The 17000-nt window shown below is 51.4% G+C and carries 17 protein-coding genes, 1 pseudogene and 1 other annotated feature; of the genes and pseudogenes, 11 read left to right on the forward strand and 7 right to left on the reverse strand.

Annotated elements, in window-relative coordinates; all coding sequences use genetic code 11:
- Positions 1-43 precede the first annotated feature (43 nt).
- Positions 44-559 (forward strand): S-ribosylhomocysteine lyase, encoded by a 516-nt coding sequence (gene luxS / locus BM323_RS22140; RefSeq protein ID WP_007893307.1) that lies wholly within the window; start codon positions 44-46, stop codon positions 557-559.
- 53 nt (positions 560-612) lie between these two features.
- Here luxS and BM323_RS22145 read toward each other — a convergent pair whose 3' ends face one another.
- Positions 613-1899 (reverse strand): HlyC/CorC family transporter, encoded by a 1287-nt coding sequence (locus tag BM323_RS22145; RefSeq protein ID WP_008108991.1) that lies wholly within the window; start codon positions 1897-1899, stop codon positions 613-615.
- A 10-nt stretch (positions 1900-1909) separates the two neighbouring features.
- Positions 1910-2704, reverse strand: coding sequence for a cytochrome C assembly family protein (locus BM323_RS22150; protein WP_008108993.1), 795 nt, complete (start codon positions 2702-2704; stop codon positions 1910-1912).
- A 167-nt stretch (positions 2705-2871) separates the two neighbouring features.
- Here BM323_RS22150 and ffh point away from each other — a divergent pair, with 167 nt between their 5' ends.
- The 5 genes from ffh (at position 2872) to rplS (ending at position 6385) form a co-directional block, all read left to right on the forward strand.
- Positions 2872-4233: a signal recognition particle protein gene (gene ffh / locus BM323_RS22155; protein WP_008108995.1), complete on the forward strand. Its 1362-nt coding sequence runs from the start codon at positions 2872-2874 to the stop codon at positions 4231-4233.
- 143 nt (positions 4234-4376) lie between these two features.
- Complete coding sequence (gene rpsP / locus BM323_RS22160) at positions 4377-4625, forward strand: 30S ribosomal protein S16 (RefSeq protein ID WP_007893313.1); 249 nt, start codon at positions 4377-4379, stop codon at positions 4623-4625.
- Positions 4626-4643: 18 nt separating this feature from the next.
- A complete protein-coding gene (rimM, locus tag BM323_RS22165; RefSeq protein ID WP_008108998.1) occupies positions 4644-5192 on the forward strand; it encodes a ribosome maturation factor RimM in 549 nt (182 codons plus the stop codon).
- 35 nt (positions 5193-5227) lie between these two features.
- A complete protein-coding gene (gene trmD / locus BM323_RS22170; protein ID WP_036649673.1) occupies positions 5228-5992 on the forward strand; it encodes a tRNA (guanosine(37)-N1)-methyltransferase TrmD in 765 nt (254 codons plus the stop codon).
- Between the two features lie 42 nt (positions 5993-6034).
- Positions 6035-6385: a 50S ribosomal protein L19 gene (gene rplS / locus BM323_RS22175; RefSeq protein ID WP_007893316.1), complete on the forward strand. Its 351-nt coding sequence runs from the start codon at positions 6035-6037 to the stop codon at positions 6383-6385.
- A 57-nt stretch (positions 6386-6442) separates the two neighbouring features.
- Here the strand turns inward: rplS and BM323_RS22180 are convergent.
- A pseudogene (locus BM323_RS22180) lies at positions 6443-6953 on the reverse strand (GNAT family N-acetyltransferase).
- A 288-nt stretch (positions 6954-7241) separates the two neighbouring features.
- On the opposite strand from BM323_RS22180, the gene BM323_RS22185 reads away from it, so the two are divergent.
- On the forward strand, positions 7242-8321 hold the full coding sequence (locus BM323_RS22185; protein ID WP_008109004.1) for a 3-deoxy-7-phosphoheptulonate synthase: 1080 nt from the start codon (positions 7242-7244) through the stop codon (positions 8319-8321).
- 6 nt (positions 8322-8327) lie between these two features.
- On the forward strand, positions 8328-9449 hold the full coding sequence (gene tyrA, locus BM323_RS22190; RefSeq protein WP_008109005.1) for a bifunctional chorismate mutase/prephenate dehydrogenase: 1122 nt from the start codon (positions 8328-8330) through the stop codon (positions 9447-9449).
- A 33-nt stretch (positions 9450-9482) separates the two neighbouring features.
- Here the strand turns inward: tyrA and pheA are convergent, their stop codons facing one another.
- The 4 genes from pheA to bamD all read right to left on the reverse strand — a co-directional run bounded on the left by pheA (position 9483) and on the right by bamD (position 12233).
- A complete protein-coding gene (gene pheA, locus BM323_RS22195; protein WP_008109007.1) occupies positions 9483-10646 on the reverse strand; it encodes a bifunctional chorismate mutase/prephenate dehydratase in 1164 nt (387 codons plus the stop codon).
- Positions 10647-10668: 22 nt separating this feature from the next.
- Positions 10669-10793, reverse strand: a sequence feature (Phe leader region).
- Complete coding sequence (gene pheL, locus BM323_RS24415; RefSeq protein WP_100703679.1) at positions 10745-10792, reverse strand: pheA operon leader peptide PheL; 48 nt, start codon at positions 10790-10792, stop codon at positions 10745-10747. It overlaps the preceding feature by 48 nt.
- 96 nt (positions 10794-10889) lie before the next feature.
- Positions 10890-11216, reverse strand: coding sequence for a ribosome-associated translation inhibitor RaiA (gene raiA, locus BM323_RS22205; protein ID WP_008109009.1), 327 nt, complete (start codon positions 11214-11216; stop codon positions 10890-10892).
- A gap of 276 nt (positions 11217-11492) precedes the next feature.
- Positions 11493-12233 carry an outer membrane protein assembly factor BamD gene (gene bamD, locus BM323_RS22210; protein WP_008109011.1) on the reverse strand — a complete coding sequence of 247 codons (741 nt, stop codon included), beginning with the start codon at positions 12231-12233 and terminating at the stop codon, positions 11493-11495.
- Positions 12234-12363: 130 nt separating this feature from the next.
- Between bamD and rluD the strand changes: the two genes are divergently transcribed.
- The 3 genes from rluD (at position 12364) to clpB (ending at position 16769) form a co-directional block, all read left to right on the forward strand.
- Positions 12364-13344, forward strand: coding sequence for a 23S rRNA pseudouridine(1911/1915/1917) synthase RluD (gene rluD, locus BM323_RS22215; RefSeq protein ID WP_008109013.1), 981 nt, complete (start codon positions 12364-12366; stop codon positions 13342-13344).
- Positions 13341-14069 carry a purine nucleoside phosphorylase YfiH gene (gene yfiH / locus BM323_RS22220; protein WP_008109015.1) on the forward strand — a complete coding sequence of 243 codons (729 nt, stop codon included), beginning with the start codon at positions 13341-13343 and terminating at the stop codon, positions 14067-14069. Before rluD ends, yfiH begins: the two co-directional genes overlap by 4 nt.
- 126 nt (positions 14070-14195) lie before the next feature.
- Positions 14196-16769: an ATP-dependent chaperone ClpB gene (clpB, locus tag BM323_RS22225; RefSeq protein WP_008109017.1), complete on the forward strand. Its 2574-nt coding sequence runs from the start codon at positions 14196-14198 to the stop codon at positions 16767-16769.
- The last annotated feature ends 231 nt before the right edge of the window (positions 16770-17000 follow it).

The following is a 17000-nucleotide window of genomic DNA, read 5'->3' on the forward strand; positions in this document are numbered from 1 at the left end:
AGTTTCATCGTTTTAAAAAAAATCTCAAAACAGGAGGTGACGTATGCCACTACTGGATAGTTTTACTGTTGATCACACCATCATGGGCGCACCTGCAGTACGCGTAGCAAAAACCATGAAAACTCCGCATGGCGATACCATCACCGTTTTCGACCTGCGTTTTTGCCGTCCGAATATTGAAATTCTGACTGAGCGTGGCATTCATACGCTGGAGCACCTGTTTGCTGGCTTCATGCGTAATCACCTGAATGGTGACGGCGTTGAAATCGTCGACATCTCTCCGATGGGTTGCCGTACTGGCTTCTACATGAGTTTGATTGGTACGCCTGACGAGCAGCGTGTAGCGAAAGCCTGGAAAGGCGCGATGGAAGATGTTCTGAAAGTCAAAGAGCAGGGCCAGATTCCAGAGCTGAACGAATATCAGTGCGGCAGCTACAAACTGCACTCACTGGATGAAGCGCAGCAGATCGCGCGCAATGTGCTGGCTCACGACATTGGCGTGAACCGCAACGAAGATTTGAAGCTGCCAGCTGAAAAGCTGAAAGAGCTGCACATCTAGTTGAGACACAATGAAAAACGCCGCGATTATCGCGGCGTTTTTGTTTGCAGGCTTCAGGAGCCGATGGAGGATTTTAGTGCGTGGTGCGGCGTGATGCGCACCTGCTTCACCATATTGTCCTGCACATCGAGGATATCGATATCGTAGGCACCAAGGGTAACGCGGGTATCAACCAGCGGAATCTCTTCCAGTGCTTCCAGCAGCATGCCATTAATGGTGCGCGCATCCTCTTCCGGCAGCGTCCAGTTGAAGGCTTTGTTGATTTCACGCACATTGGCGCTGCCTTCAATCAATACCGAACCATCGTTTTGCGGCATCACTTCTTCGGCCAGCGATGGCGACATTGAGGTGGTGAAATCGCCGACGATCTCTTCCAGAATATCTTCGATCGTCACTAAGCCTTTAACATCGCCATATTCATCAACCACCATGCCGACTTTCTTTTTATTACGCTGAAATTTAACCAGCTGCACGTTAAGCGGGGTGCCTTCTGGCACATAGTAAATTTCATCAGCAGCACGCAGCAGGCGATCTTTGTTGAACTCTTTCTTTTCGGTCATCATGCGCCAGGCTTCACGCACACGCAGCATACCAACACAGTCATCCAGAGAATCGCGGAACAGGACGATGCGTCCATGCGGCGAATGACTCAGCTGGCGCTCAATAGATTTCCAGTCATCATTGACGTTGATGCCAACGATCTCATTGCGCGGCACCATGATGTCATCCACGCTGACTTTCTCCAGATCGAGTACTGACAGCAGCATATCCTGATTACGGCGCGACATCAGCGAACGTGATTCATGCACGATGGTGCGCAACTCTTCTTTGCTTAACGCCGAGTTGATTGAACCGTCGGTTTTAATACCCACCATGCGCATCAAAATGCGGGTGATGGTATTCAGCAGCCACACCAGCGGCAACATCACATATTGCAGCGGAGCCAGTAACACGCTGCTGGGATAGGCGACTTTTTCTGGATAGAGTGCTGCGACCGTCTTCGGCAGCACTTCAGCAAATACCAGCACCACAAAAGTCAGAATACCGGTGGCAATCGCCACGCCGGCATCGCCATATAGGCGCATACCGACAATGGTGCCAAGAGCGGAGGCGAGGATATTAACGAGGTTGTTGCCGATTAAAACCAGGCTGATCAGGCGATCGGGACGACGCAGAAGTTTTTCCACCCGACGCGCGCCGCGATTGCCGCTTTTGGCTTTATGGCGCAGTTTGTAACGATTGAGCGTCATCATGCCGGTCTCTGAACCGGAGAAATACGCAGAGACCAGCACCATGATGACCAGCGTAATGATCAGCGTGGTGGTTGAAACGTGTTCCAACACAAAATCCTTAGTGAGAGGTGAGCAGGTGCTGAAGCACGCGACTGCCGAAATAGGCCATGGTTAGCAGCAATGCGCCGCCACAGTTAAACCACACGACGCGGCGTCCGCGCCAGCCTTCACGATAGTGTCCCCAAAGCAGAACGATGTAGACAAACCAGGCAATGATGGAGAGAACCGCTTTATCCACATTCTCCGCGCTAAACAGGTTATGCATGAAGAGCAAACCGGTGCACAGCACCAGCGTCAACAGCACGACACCAATCTGCGTGATGTGGAACATTTTGCGCTCAATGCTGAGCAGCGGCGGCATATCCTGAGTGAAAGCCAGTTTCTTATTTTTCAACTGGTAATCGATCCACGCCAGCTGCAGCGCATACAGTGCTGCAATGATCAGCGTGGCATAGGCAAACAGCGACAGGCCGATGTGCACCATCATGCCCGGCGTGGTTTCCAGATGCGTAATAAAGGCATTAGGCACAAAGGTAGCAAAGGCCAGATTAATCAACGCAAAGCTGTAAACAATCGGCAGCAGCAGCCAACCACGATTACGCGAGGCGACAATCGTCATGATGGCGCAGATCAGCAGGCTAACCAGCGAGCCAATATTGAGCAGGCTGAGGTTTTGCCCGTTATCAACAGCAAAAATGCGCTGCTGCAGGGCAACGGCGTGCGCAATCAGCGCCACGCAGGCGGAAAGCACAGCAAAACGACGCCAGCCACCGTTGCGTTTAAGCAGGCTGGGAATGATCAATGCAAGACTGAGGGAGTAGGCGAACAGCGCCACGATCGCGAAAACGAACATAGATCCTTTCAGGTATCGGTCAGATAAGGAAAAAAGCAGTATAGCGCCAGCAGCAGCAGGCTCCAAACGATCTGACGGTCAATTGCAGAGATCGCTTCGTCTTCGTGTTATAATCCGGCGCATTGTGTCGCCTATGGCGGCCTCGCTACGGTTCTAAGTGAGAGAGCATGTTTGATAATTTAACCGATCGTTTGTCGCAAACCCTGCGCAATATCAGCGGCCGCGGAAGGCTGACCGAAGACAACATCAAAGACACGCTGCGTGAAGTTCGCATGGCGCTGCTGGAAGCTGACGTTGCGCTGCCGGTGGTGCGTGAATTTATTAATCGCGTGAAAGAGGCCGCCGTTGGCCACGATGTGAACAAAAGCCTGACGCCAGGCCAGGAGTTCATCAAAATCGTGCGCAACGAACTGGTTGCGGCGATGGGCGCTGAAAATAATGCGCTCAATCTGAATGCTCAGCCGCCAGCCGTAGTGCTGATGGCCGGTTTGCAAGGTGCCGGTAAAACTACCAGCGTGGCAAAACTGGGTAAATTCTTGCGCGAGAAGCACAAGAAGAAAGTGTTGGTGGTTTCTGCTGACGTTTATCGCCCTGCGGCGATCAAACAGTTGGAAACCCTGGCTGAGCAGGTCGGCGTTGATTTCTGTCCGTCAGATCTGAGTCAAAAGCCGGTCGACATTGTTCAGAACGCGCTGAAACAAGCCAAAGTCCAATTCTACGATGTGCTGCTGGTGGATACCGCCGGTCGTTTACACGTCGACGAAGCGATGATGGACGAAATCAAACAGGTCCACGCCGCGATCAATCCGGTAGAAACCCTGTTTGTGGTCGATGCTATGACCGGTCAGGATGCCGCCAACACGGCGAAAGCCTTCAACGAAGCGCTGCCGCTGACCGGTGTGATCCTGACGAAAGTCGATGGTGATGCGCGCGGTGGTGCAGCGCTGTCGATTCGTCACATTACCGGCAAGCCAATCAAATTTATGGGGATGGGCGAGAAGACCGAAGCGCTGGAAGCTTTCTATCCAGAGCGTATCGCGTCGCGCATTCTTGGCATGGGCGATGTTCTGTCGCTTATCGAAGATATTGAGAGCAAAGTTGACCGCGATCAGGCGGAGAAACTGGCGAAGAAACTGAAAACCGGCGACGGTTTTGATCTCAACGACTTCCTTGAGCAGTTGAAGCAGATGCGCAACATGGGCGGCATGGCGAGTCTGATGGGCAAACTGCCGGGCATGGGACAACTGCCTGACAACGTGAAATCACAGATGGATGACAAAGTGCTGGTTCGCATGGAAGCCATCATCAATTCGATGACGCGTAAAGAGCGTGAAAAGCCAGAAATTATCAAGGGTTCGCGCAAACGTCGTATTGCGCTGGGCTCAGGCATGCAGGTGCAAGACGTCAACCGACTGCTGAAACAGTTCGATGATATGCAGCGCATGATGAAGAAAATGAAGAAAGGCGGCATGGCCAAAATGATGCGTGGCATGAAAGGTATGATGCCGCCTGGATTCCCTGGTCGCTAAGGCGGCCGCACAGAAAGCCGGTTATTTGACACACTCAGGTTGCTTTTTGCGCCAAAATGAGTAAAATTTTCGGGCTTTTTATATCGCGCTCGGGCCCCGTTCCTCGATGGGGCCCGAGCGCTTTATTAACTAATGAGGATGTTATGGTAACAATTCGTTTGGCACGTCACGGCGCTAAAAAGCGTCCGTTCTATCAGGTCGTCGTAACTGACAGCCGCAATGCTCGTAACGGTCGTTTCATCGAGCGCGTAGGTTTCTTCAACCCGATCGCTTCTGGTCAGGCTGAAGGTCTGCGTCTGGATCTGGACCGTATTGAGCACTGGGTTGGCCAGGGCGCAACGCTTTCTGATCGCGTTAACGCGCTGATCAAAGAAGCAAAGAAAGCAGCTTAATCTGTCACGGTGGTGAGCATGAGCATTAAACCTGCCGGGCAGCCTCCCGTTAACCCGATTGTATTGGGAAAAATGGGCGCGGCTTACGGAATTCGGGGTTGGCTCAAAGTGTTTTCCTCCACTGAAGACGCTGAAAGCATCTTCGACTACCAACCTTGGTTCATCCAGCGCGCCGGTAAATGGCAGCAGGTCGAACTCGAGGGCTGGAAGCACCACAATCAGGACCTGATCATCAAAGTCAAAGGCATTGACGATCGGGACGCTGCGGCACAATTGACCAATTGCGAAATTACGGTCGACTCCACGCAGCTGCCAGCGCTGGAAGCAGGTGATTACTACTGGAAAGACCTTATGGGTATGAAAGTAGTGAACCTCGAAGGCTACGAGATGGGCAAAGTCATTGATTTGATGGAAACCGGATCGAACGACGTTCTCGTCGTTAAGGCAAACCTGAAGGATGCATTCGGTGCGCAAGAGCGGTTAATTCCGTTTCTTGATGAACAGGTTATCAAGAAAGTCGATCTCTCTACTGGCCTTATTGAAGTAGATTGGGATCCTGGTTTTTGATCTCCGGACAATCCGGTAACGTAACGGCGAACGCGATGTGGATTGGTGTTATTAGCCTGTTTCCAGAGATGTTTCGCGCTATTACCGAGTACGGGGTAACTGGCCGGGCAGTAAAAAATGGCCTGCTCGACATTCAAAGCTGGAGTCCTCGTGACTTCACGCATGACCGGCACCGTACCGTGGACGATCGTCCTTACGGCGGCGGACCGGGAATGTTGATGATGGTGCAACCCTTACGGGACGCCATCTCCGCAGCGAAAGCGGCGGCGGGAGAAGGCGCTAAGGTGATTTATCTTTCACCTCAGGGACGCAAACTGGACCAACAGGGCGTTTGCGAACTGGCGACTAATCAGAAGTTGATTCTGGTATGCGGTCGCTATGAAGGGATAGATGAGCGCGTGATTCACACAGAGATTGATGAAGAATGGTCAATCGGTGATTACGTTCTCAGTGGCGGTGAACTGCCAGCCATGACGTTGATTGACTCGGTCGCCCGGTTTATTCCCGGCGTACTGGGGAAACAGGCGTCAGCCGATGAGGATTCGTTCTCGGATGGTTTGCTGGATTGCCCGCACTACACCCGACCTGAAGTGTTAGAAGGGATGGAAGTTCCGCCAGTTTTACTGTCGGGCAACCATGCCGATATTCGCCGCTGGCGCCTGAAACAGTCGTTAGGCCGTACCTGGCTAAGAAGACCTGAACTTCTGGAAAACCTGGCTCTGACTGAAGAGCAAGCACGGTTGCTAAATGAGTTCCAGCGTGAACATCAGCAGCAACAAAACGATGAGGCGGGAGAGTAATCTTCCCTCACTATCAGTTTACCCAGGATAAGAGATTTAATTATGAGCAACATTATCAAGCAACTTGAACAAGAGCAGATGAAGCAGGACGTACCTTCATTCCGTCCGGGTGATTCCGTGGAAGTGAAAGTATGGGTCGTAGAAGGTTCTAAGAAGCGTCTGCAGGCATTCGAGGGCGTGGTTATCGCTATTCGTAACCGCGGTCTGCATTCTGCATTCACTGTTCGTAAGATTTCTAACGGCGAAGGTGTTGAGCGTGTCTTCCAGACTCACTCTCCAGTAATTGACAGCATTGCTGTTAAACGTCGTGGTGCTGTGCGTAAAGCCAAACTGTATTACCTGCGTGAGCGTACCGGTAAGTCAGCTCGTATCAAAGAGCGTCTTGGCGCGTAAGCGACTTCTCAAAGTTAATAGCAAACAAGGGGTTGGCCATTTGGCCAGCCCCTTTTTTTATGGCCGCTGTAAATGATAAATAGCGGCGTTCACCGCTCCGCTCTCCAGAATGATCAGCCCAAAGCAATAATCAACCAATGTGAAGCCGCTGCGTAAGGCAACCGCGCGACTGGCGTAGTTCTCTTCTGCTGCCAGAATCTCTAGCTGATTGATATGTGGATACTGGAAGCCAAATTCGACCAACTGCGCCACTGCACGCGTCGCAGCGCCTTGCCGCTGAGCATCGCTGCGCACCCAATATCCTAATGCACTGCTTTCGCCCGGATTCTTTGCGAAACGAATACCGGCGCTTCCCAGCAACATCCACAATAGCGAACTCTTCCGCTTCGCCTTTACTGCGTTGAATGCGCGTAAAATCGATCCAGCTGGCAGCTTCATCAGGATGATAATCGTCGTGGGCCCAACCCATCCAGGGTTTTAGCGTACTTAGCGATTCGTTGACGGCCTGGGCAAAAGCGTCGATATCCTGCAACGTGAAAGGACGCAGTGTGACAAGCGAAATGGACATCGCCCGATCCCTGAAAAATAATGAATAACAGAATGTTAGCTCGGCTGCTGGCAAAAATCATTACTGAGATTTATTGGTGTGTAATTATTTATTTACACATTAGTGCTTTGGTGTTTTTATTTAACTTAATGATATTAATAAATTATATTTATTTTTGAGTGCTTTTTTATTTTGGTGGTAATAAAAGTGTACATGCGTGGATTGCAAGATGTACAGGGTGTGGTAAAGTAAGCGCCATCCTCACAGAGGATCCCAAACCGCATAAACGAGTACAAAAGGATCGCAATCATGCAAAAAGACGCGCTGAACAATGTGCATATCGCCGACGAACAAATTTTGATTACCCCGCAAGAGCTGAAAGCCAAATTCCCGCTCACTGCGGCGCAGGAAGCGCAAATTGCGTCTTCTCGCCAGACCATTGCCGACATTATTGCGGGCCGCGATCCGCGCCTGTTGGTGGTTTGTGGTCCTTGTTCGATTCACGATACCGAAGCCGCACTTGCCTATGCCCGTCAGTTGCAATCTCTCTCTGCACAGTTGAAGGATCAGCTGTACATCGTTATGCGCGTTTATTTTGAAAAACCTCGAACCACCGTCGGCTGGAAAGGGTTAATCAACGATCCTTACATGAACAACTCGTTTGATATGGAAGCCGGCCTGCATATCGCACGTCAGCTGTTGGTTAATCTCGTCGAGATGGGATTACCGCTGGCGACCGAAGCGCTGGACCCCAATAGCCCACAATACCTTGGCGATCTGTTTAGCTGGTCAGCGATCGGTGCGCGTACCACCGAATCACAAACCCACCGTGAAATGGCTTCAGGCCTTTCCATGCCGGTTGGTTTTAAAAATGGTACGGATGGCAGCCTTGGTACCGCGATTAACGCCATGCGCGCCGCTGCGATGCCGCACCGTTTTGTAGGTATCAATCAGGCCGGTCAGGTTTGCTTACTGCAAACCCAGGGTAACCCAGATGGACATGTGATTCTGCGCGGCGGTAAAGCACCAAACTACGGTCCAGAAGATGTCGCTCAGTGTGAAAAAGAGATGCTGAAAGCGGGACTGCGTCCGGCCTTAATGATAGATTGCAGCCATGGTAATTCTAACAAAGACTATCGCCGCCAGCCTGGCGTAGCCGAATCGGCTATCGCGCAGATTAAAGATGGAAACCGTTCCATCATTGGCCTGATGTTGGAAAGCAACATTCATGAAGGCAACCAGTCTTCTGAACAGCCACGTAGCGAAATGAAATACGGTGTATCCGTCACTGATGCTTGCATCGACTGGGAAACCACTGAAATGTTGCTGCGTGAAATCCATCAGGATCTGCAGGGAGTGCTGTCGGCGCGTCTGTCACACGAGGTGTAATGAGTCATGGTGGCTGAACTGACCGCGTTACGCGATCAAATCGATGAAGTAGATAAAGCACTACTTGGGTTACTGGCAAAACGACTGGAGCTGGTAGCCGAAGTAGGGGAAGTTAAAAGCCGCTACGGTTTGCCGATCTATGTTCCCGAGCGTGAGGCCAGCATGTTGGCTTCTCGCCGTCAGGAAGCTGAAGCGCTCGGTGTATCGCCGGATTTGATTGAAGATGTATTGCGTCGTTTAATGCGTGAATCTTATGCGCATGAAAATGACAAAGGCTTCAAAACGCTGTGTCCGACGCTGCGCCCGGTGGTGATTGTGGGTGGCCGCGGCCAGATGGGGCGTCTGTTTGAAAAGATGCTGACACTTTCTGGCTATCAGGTCCGCATTCTGGATAAAGGCGATTGGGATCGTTCAGACGAGCTGCTGAAAGATGCGGGCATGGTGATCATCAGTGTGCCAATCCATCTCACAGAGCAAATTATCGGTGAGCTGCCGAAATTGCCAGAAGACTGCATTTTGGTCGATCTGGCCTCGGTGAAGAATCGCCCGCTGCAAGCGATGCTAGCCGCGCACACCGGACCGGTTCTGGGCTTGCATCCGATGTTTGGCCCAGACAGCGGCAGCCTGGCGAAGCAGGTTGTGGTGTGGTGCGATGGACGTCAGCCGGAAGCTTATCAGTGGTTCCTTGAGCAGATTCAGGTTTGGGGCGCGCGGTTACATCGTATTAGTGCCGTTGAGCATGACCAGAATATGGCGTTTATTCAGGCACTGCGTCACTTTGCGACTTTCGCATATGGCCTGCATCTGGCGGAAGAGAACGTTAATCTGGATCAGCTGTTGGCGTTGTCTTCCCCGATCTACCGCCTTGAACTGGCGATGGTTGGACGTCTGTTTGCGCAGGATCCACAACTTTACGCGGACATCATTATGTCCTCGGAGAGTAATCTGGCGCTAATCAAACGTTACTACCAACGATTTGGCGATGCGATCAAACTGCTCGAGCAAGGCGATAAGCAAGCCTTCATCGATAGCTTCGAGCGGGTTGAACACTGGTTTGGTGATTACGCGAAACGCTTCCTGGTCGAAAGCAGAAGCATGCTGCGATCGGCTAACGACAGCCGGCAGTAAAAACAAAAGGCATCCGCGAGGATGCCTTTTTGCTTAGAGGCGCGGCTCAACCGGCACCACATTCTCGCCTGGATAGCAGCCGAGAACTTTTAATGAACGGGTTAAGCCGCTTAACTCCGCTAACGCCAACTGCATATTCTCTGATTGTAGATTGCCTTGCACATCAATATAAAACATCTCTTCCCATGGATTGCCGTTAATGGGACGGTTTTCCAGTTTGCTCATGATCAGGCCGTGGTTGCGCAATACCATCAGCGCTTCAACCAATGCGCCCGCCTGCTGACCAGTCGCCATGATCAACGTAGTTTTTGCCGGAACCTGACCGGAAACCTCAATCGCTTTACGTGCGAGCACGATGAAGCGCGTATGGTTCTGCTGTTGATTGGCCAGATTGCGTTCCAGTACCTGCAATCCATACAGCTCACCGCCCGCTTCACTACCCAATGCGGCAACCTTCGGGGAATTCATCGCGGCCACTTTCTCCATCGCTGCAGCGGTGCTTTCGGTGTATTCGATTTTCCATTGCGGGAAGCGATTGATGAATTGGCTGCACTGCTGGAATGGCTGTGGATGGCTGTACACCGTTTCGATCTGCTGTAGATCGGTGCTGCCGTTGACCAGCACACAGTGCTCAATTGGAATGGTCAGTTCACCCACGATCGATAGCGTAGTTTGCTGAAGCAGGTCGTAAACGTCGTTAATCGAGCCAGAGCTGGTATTTTCAATCGGCATTACCGCGTAATCCGCCTGACCACTCTCGACCTGATGAATAATGTCATGGAATTTCAGGCAGCCGATCTCCACCATCGAATCAAAATGTCGGGTGGCATATTTACGCGCCGCTAGATGTGAGTAAGAACCTTTCGGGCCAAGGAATGCAATGCGTGGTGCGTGAGCATGCGGATGGTTGAGATTCTTTTGCAGCAGGGCTTGCTGGGTAAGAACCGAATCTTCAATCACCAGTTGGAACAGGCGGGTAATGTAATGCGCATCAAGCTGATGCTTTTTACCCAGAGAAATGAGGTTTTCCAGCAGTGCGCGTTCACGTTCTACGTCGCGGATAGGGCGATGCGTTGCCAGTTTAGCTTGAGCAACTTCAACAGCCAGTGTGCGACGCTCCGACAAAAGCGCTAACAGTTTTTCATCAACGGCACTGATTTTATCGCGTAAGGCCAGCAGCGGATTTTCGGGATTCATAGGGCTCACCTGTAAAATGTCCAATAAAAAAGCCTCCCATTTGGGAGGCTTTGTTGTTCGTCTTCGCATTCATTTTCACATGACGAATCGCCTCCCAATCAGGGGAAGGTAAAAAAGAATGCGAAGAAGAACGGCAGATGTTTCATGGTTGTTTCCATAAATGAAGTGGCTTGAGAGTAACCGCAGTGATTTAAAGCTGTCAATAAAAAACGCGCCCGAAGGCGCGTTACTAAAGATGTTTGTTTATTCCGTAGGAAGAAAATCTTTCACACTACTATTGGCGCGACGTGCTTCGGGTTTATGTTGCGCTTTATTAAGTTGTCGCTCCAGCTTAGCAATCAAGTCATTGATGGCCGTGTACATATCATCATGTTTCGCACTGGCAACCAGCGTTCCGTTAGGGGTATTAATAGTGGCATCAGCCACAAACTCCTTCGGCTCTTTCGATAACACAATGTGAGGGTTTATCAGATGTGTTTGCCATTTTTCCAGCTTGGCGAGACGCTCTTCAACGTGGTTACGGATGGCCTCGGTGATTTCCATTTGTTTGCTGGTAATGTTCAGAATCATAGTTAAACCTCTCTGTCATTTCCGTCTGGGTAGGACCAGCATACCGCGGATATTAAGAAAATGTGTGATCTAAATCACATTGAAATGTCACTTTTTGTCAATGCCGCTTAATTGTGAGAAAGGCCGGGAAAGTAGCCGGAAATGCTTGAAGACGAGTGCGGAAGGGCGCATGATTGAATGGATAACCGCAGCGATAAATCTCTAAAATTGTTGAGTTATCTACTAAATCACATAAAAAAAGCAGCCTCATGGGCTGCTTTTTTGTGGGTGTCATAATCAGGACTGATTATTAGCCGCAATGATTTTTGCTACTTTGTCGGCTTCAGCCGTCAACTGCAGCTGGCGGTAAGCATTTTCCATCAACGGCAGCGCTTCATGCGTCGCCTCAGTATCCGGATAATCCTTCATCATGGTTTCCACGCGGTTAACAACAGCGACATAGGCACCGCGCTTGGTATAGAATTGCGCCACCGAGAGTTCATACTTCGCCAGGCGCTCTTTCAGGAATGCCAAACGTTTCTGCGCATCCGCAGCATATTGGCTGTTTGGATAACCGCGCAGTAATTGCGAGAAGTCACGGAAAGCATCACGAGCGTGCGTCGGATCACGATCGGAACGATCGATACCGAAGAAGCCCTGCAGTGCAGAATCATCCAGCGCCATATCCGTCAGACCTTTCATATAGATGACATAGTCGATATTTGGATGGGTTGGATTGAGACGCATAAAGCGAGATATAGCGGCTTGCGCCAGTGGCAGATCGGCATTTTTGTAATACGCGTAGATCAAATCCAGCTGTACTTGCTGCGAGTAAGGACCAAATGGATAGCGGTTATCCAGTGCTTCCAGTTGCTTAATCGCCGCTTTAAAGTTACCGTCCTGCAGCTTTTGCTGGGCCGTGGCGTAAATTTCAGACGGCGGGCTGTCCGGGACTGGATCTGATGAGCCAGAACAACCCACAAGCGCCAGGCTCAGGCTCAGTGTGGCAGCAGCCACCAGATGTTTCATACGCGTCATGACGAAATGATTATCCTCAAAGTGTTGTAGCAGAAGCTGTCCGTATAGCTCCCAGTTATGACCAGGTACGATAGCACATTATATTAAACGGCATCGCCGTGAAAACCCAACGTTAACGAAGAAGCTGTATATGGCACAACAAGTTCAACTCACCGCAACGGTGTCCGAAGCACAACTTGGACAACGCTTAGATCAGACTTTGGCAGAATTGTTCCCTGATTATTCACGTTCTCGCATAAAAGAATGGATTCTTGAGCGCCGAGTCAGCGTCAACGGCACTATCATCGATAAACCAAAAGAAAAAGTTTTTGGCGGTGAGCATGTCTCGATTGATGCTGAGATCGAAGAAGAGCAACGCTGGGAAGCGCAAAACATCCCGCTGAACATCGTCTATGAAGATGACGACATTCTGGTTATCAACAAACCTCGCGGTTTGGTGGTGCATCCCGGCGCCGGTAATCCGGATGGCACGGTGCTTAACGCACTGCTTTATCACTATCCACCGATCGCTGACGTGCCTCGCGCAGGGATTGTTCATCGTCTGGATAAAGATACCACCGGCTTGATGGTGGTAGCGAAAACCGTTCCTGCACAAACTCACCTGGTTGAAACGCTGCAGCTGCGCGAAATTACGCGTGAATATGAAGCGGTAGCGATCGGCACCATGACCGCAGGCGGTACTGTGGATCAGCCAATGGCGCGCCACTCAACCAAACGCACACACATGGCGGTGCATCCGATGGGTAAACCGGCCACCACGCATTATCGCATCATGGAGCACTTCCGTGCCCATACGCGTTTGCGTTTACGCCTCGAAACCGGTCGTACGCATCAGATTCGTGTGCATATGGCGCATATCAACCATCCGCTGGTGGGCGATCCGCTGTACGGTGGTCGTCCGCGTCCGCCAAAAGGTGCATCAGAAGCGTTCATCACTACGCTACGTGGTTTTGATCGCCAGGCGCTACATGCCACGATGTTACGTCTCTATCACCCCATTACCGGTATTGAGATGGAATGGCACGCGCCGTTGCCGCAGGATATGGTCGATTTAATTGATGCGCTGAAAGCCGATACCCTTGAATTCCGCGATCAGATGGATTGGCTATGAGTGAATGGATCATCCCGGATTGGCCTGCTCCGCAGCATGTTCGGGCATGCTCCACCACGCGATACGGCGGCGTCAGCGCCGCCCCCTGGGATTCTTTGAATCTTGGTGGGCACGTTGGCGACGCTGAGGCGCATGTTGCTCAGAATCGTCAACGCTTGGTTGAACAACTGGCGCTGCCAGCAATGCCGCAATGGCTGGATCAGATCCATGGCCAAGTGGTTGCGCGTTTACCCGCCAGCGATCCGCTACCACGCGCTGATGCCGCAATCACGCGTGAAAGCAGGGTTGTTTGCGCAGTGATGACGGCGGATTGTTTGCCGGTGCTGTTTTGTAGCAAGGATGGTAGTGAAGTCGCTGCAGCGCACGCGGGTTGGCGTGGTCTCTGTAATGGCGTGCTGGAACAGACGTTGTCACAGTTTCACTGCTCGCCACATGACATTCATGCATGGCTTGGTCCGGCAATTGGGCCACAGGCATTTGAAGTTGGCCCGGAAGTCAGAACGGCATTTATGGCGCATAATTTACAAGCGGAAGAAGCTTTCCGCCCGGCTGGTAACAAATACTTCGCCGATATTTGGCTGCTGGCTCGCCAGCGGTTACAAGCTGCCGGCGTACATTCCATCAGTGGTTCAACGCGTTGTACCTTCCATGAGCGCGATGATTTTTTCTCCTACCGACGCGACGGAATCACCGGGCGTATGGCAACTTTGATTTGGCTGAGATAACCTTACGCCACAAGACGGTCCAGTTAGCGTATTTTTTGCTCACAACTCAGGTCATTAACCTTGAAAAATTTGAGGGATGACCTCATTTAATCTCCAGTAGCATTTTGACCTGTAATGGGAGGAATTATGCGTCTGGATCGTCTTACTAATAAATTTCAACTGGCACTTGCCGATGCACAGTCCCTTGCTCTGGGACATGACAATCAATTCATTGAACCCCTTCATTTGATGAGCGCATTGCTCAATCAGGAAGGCGGATCGGTGCGTCCGTTGCTCAGCGCAGCGGGTGCCGACGTGGCTGGCCTGCGTACCAGCATTGAACAAGCAATTAATCGACTACCGCAGGTTGAAGGAACCGATGGCGACGTACAGCCATCCGCCGATCTGATTCGGGTACTTAACCTTTGCGACAAGCTGGCGCAAAAGCGCGGCGACAACTTTATATCATCTGAATTATTCGTATTGGCGGCCCTCGATTCACGTGGCTCGCTGGCTGACCTATTGAAATCAGCTGGCGCGACTTCGGAAAAACTCTCTAAGGCCGTCGAGCAATTACGGGGGGGAGATAGCGTGAACGATCAAGGGGCTGAAGATCAGCGCCAAGCATTAAAAAAATACACCATCGACCTTACAGAGCGTGCCGAACTCGGCAAGCTGGATCCGGTTATTGGTCGTGATGAAGAGATCCGCCGCACCATTCAGGTGTTGCAGCGTCGTACCAAAAATAACCCGGTGCTGATTGGTGAACCCGGCGTCGGTAAAACTGCTATCGCCGAAGGTTTAGCGCAGCGCATCATCAATGGCGAAGTGCCGGAAGGGCTGAAAGGTCGTCGCGTGCTGGCTCTGGATATGGGTTCGCTGGTGGCGGGCGCCAAATATCGTGGTGAATTTGAAGAGCGCCTCAAAGGCGTGCTTAGCGACCTGGCGAAGCAGGAAGGCAACGTCATTCTGTTTATCGACGAACTGCATACCATGGTTGGCGCCGGTAAAGCCGATGGTGCAATGGATGCGGGCAACATGCTGAAACCAGCATTGGCTCGCGGTGAATTGCACTGTGTCGGCGCAACCACGCTGAATGAGTATCGCCAGTTCATCGAGAAAGATGCGGCGTTGGAACGTCGTTTCCAGAAAGTCTTTGTTGCTGAGCCGAGTGTCGAAGATACCATTGCGATTCTGCGCGGACTAAAAGAGCGCTATGAACTGCACCACCATGTGCAGATCACCGATCCGGCGATTGTGGCTGCTGCGACTTTGTCGCACCGTTATATCTCTGATCGCCAGCTGCCGGATAAGGCCATCGACCTGATAGACGAAGCGGCTTCAAGTATTCGTTTACAGATGGATTCGAAACCAGAATCACTCGATCGCCTTGAGCGCCGTATCATCCAGTTAAAACTGGAGCAGCAGGCGCTGAAGAAAGAGTCTGATGATGCCAGCGTGAAGCGTCTGGAAATGCTGGAAAGCGAACTTGACCAGAAAGAGCGTGAATACGCTGAACTGGAAGAGGAATGGAAAGCGGAAAAAGCCTCTTTAACTGGCACGCAGAACATTAAAGCCGAGCTGGAGCAAGCGCGCCTGACGATGGAGCAAGCACGTCGCGTTGGCGACCTGGGTCAGATGTCTGAACTGCAGTACGGAAAAATTCCGGAACTTGAGAAACAGTTAGCCATTGCTACGCAGTCTGAAGGCAAAACCATGAAGCTGTTACGTAATCGCGTAACGGATGTGGAGATTGCCGATGTGCTGGCGCGTTGGACCGGAATACCGGTCGCACGCATGATGGAAGGTGAGCGCGATAAATTGCTGCGTATGGAGCAAGAGCTGCACTCACGGGTTATCGGCCAGAACGAAGCGGTAGAAGCGGTTTCGAATGCAATTCGTCGTAGCCGCGCCGGCTTGTCGGATCCGAATCGCCCAATTGGTTCCTTCCTGTTCCTTGGACCAACGGGTGTCGGTAAAACCGAATTGTGTAAAGCGCTGGCTAACTTCCTGTTCGACAGCGATGACGCGATGGTGCGTATTGATATGTCCGAGTTTATGGAAAAACACTCGGTATCGCGGCTGGTGGGTGCGCCTCCAGGATATGTCGGCTATGAAGAGGGCGGATATCTGACCGAAGCGGTGCGTCGTCGTCCTTATTCAGTGATTTTGCTGGATGAGGTAGAGAAGGCGCATCCTGATGTCTTCAACATCCTGTTGCAGGTGCTGGATGATGGTCGTTTAACCGATGGACAGGGTCGCACGGTCGATTTCCGTAATACCGTGGTGATCATGACCTCGAACCTTGGCTCCGATCTTATTCAGGAACGTTTCGGTTCTCTGGATTACGCGGAAATGAAAGAGGTGGTGATGACGGTTGTGGGGCAGCATTTCCGCCCAGAGTTTATCAACCGTATCGATGACATGGTGGTGTTCCACCCATTGGGCGAAAAACACATTGCTTCCATTGCGCAGATTCAGTTGCAACGTTTGTATAAACGTCTTGAGGAGCGCGGCTATCAGCTGCATATCTCCGATGAGGCGCTCAAACTGCTCGGCGAGAATGGCTATGACCCGGTTTATGGTGCGCGTCCATTGAAACGTGCTATCCAGCAGCAGATTGAAAATCCGCTGGCACAGCAGATTCTTTCTGGTGCCTTGGTTCCGGGAAAAACCATCGAAATGGATGTAAAAGATGATGTGATAGTTGCTCATCAGTAATCACTTCCGATTAAAACGGGCCTGCGGGCCCGTTTTTTTTGACCTTATCACAAGAATTAGCTGCTTTTTACAACGTATAGCCTGGAAAGTGAGCGGTTGCGCGAAAACTTCAAATTAGCACTTGTCAGCTGAAAGGAACTCCCTATAATGCGCCACCACTGAGACGGCAAAGCGGCAACGCAGACGGCTCAGCAGGGAGTGAAGAAATTCATCCCGCCGGATGAAAACGCT

It is taken from the genome of Pantoea sp. YR525, from assembly GCF_900116775.1.
GTDB lineage: Bacteria > Pseudomonadota > Gammaproteobacteria > Enterobacterales > Enterobacteriaceae > Pantoea > Pantoea symbiotica.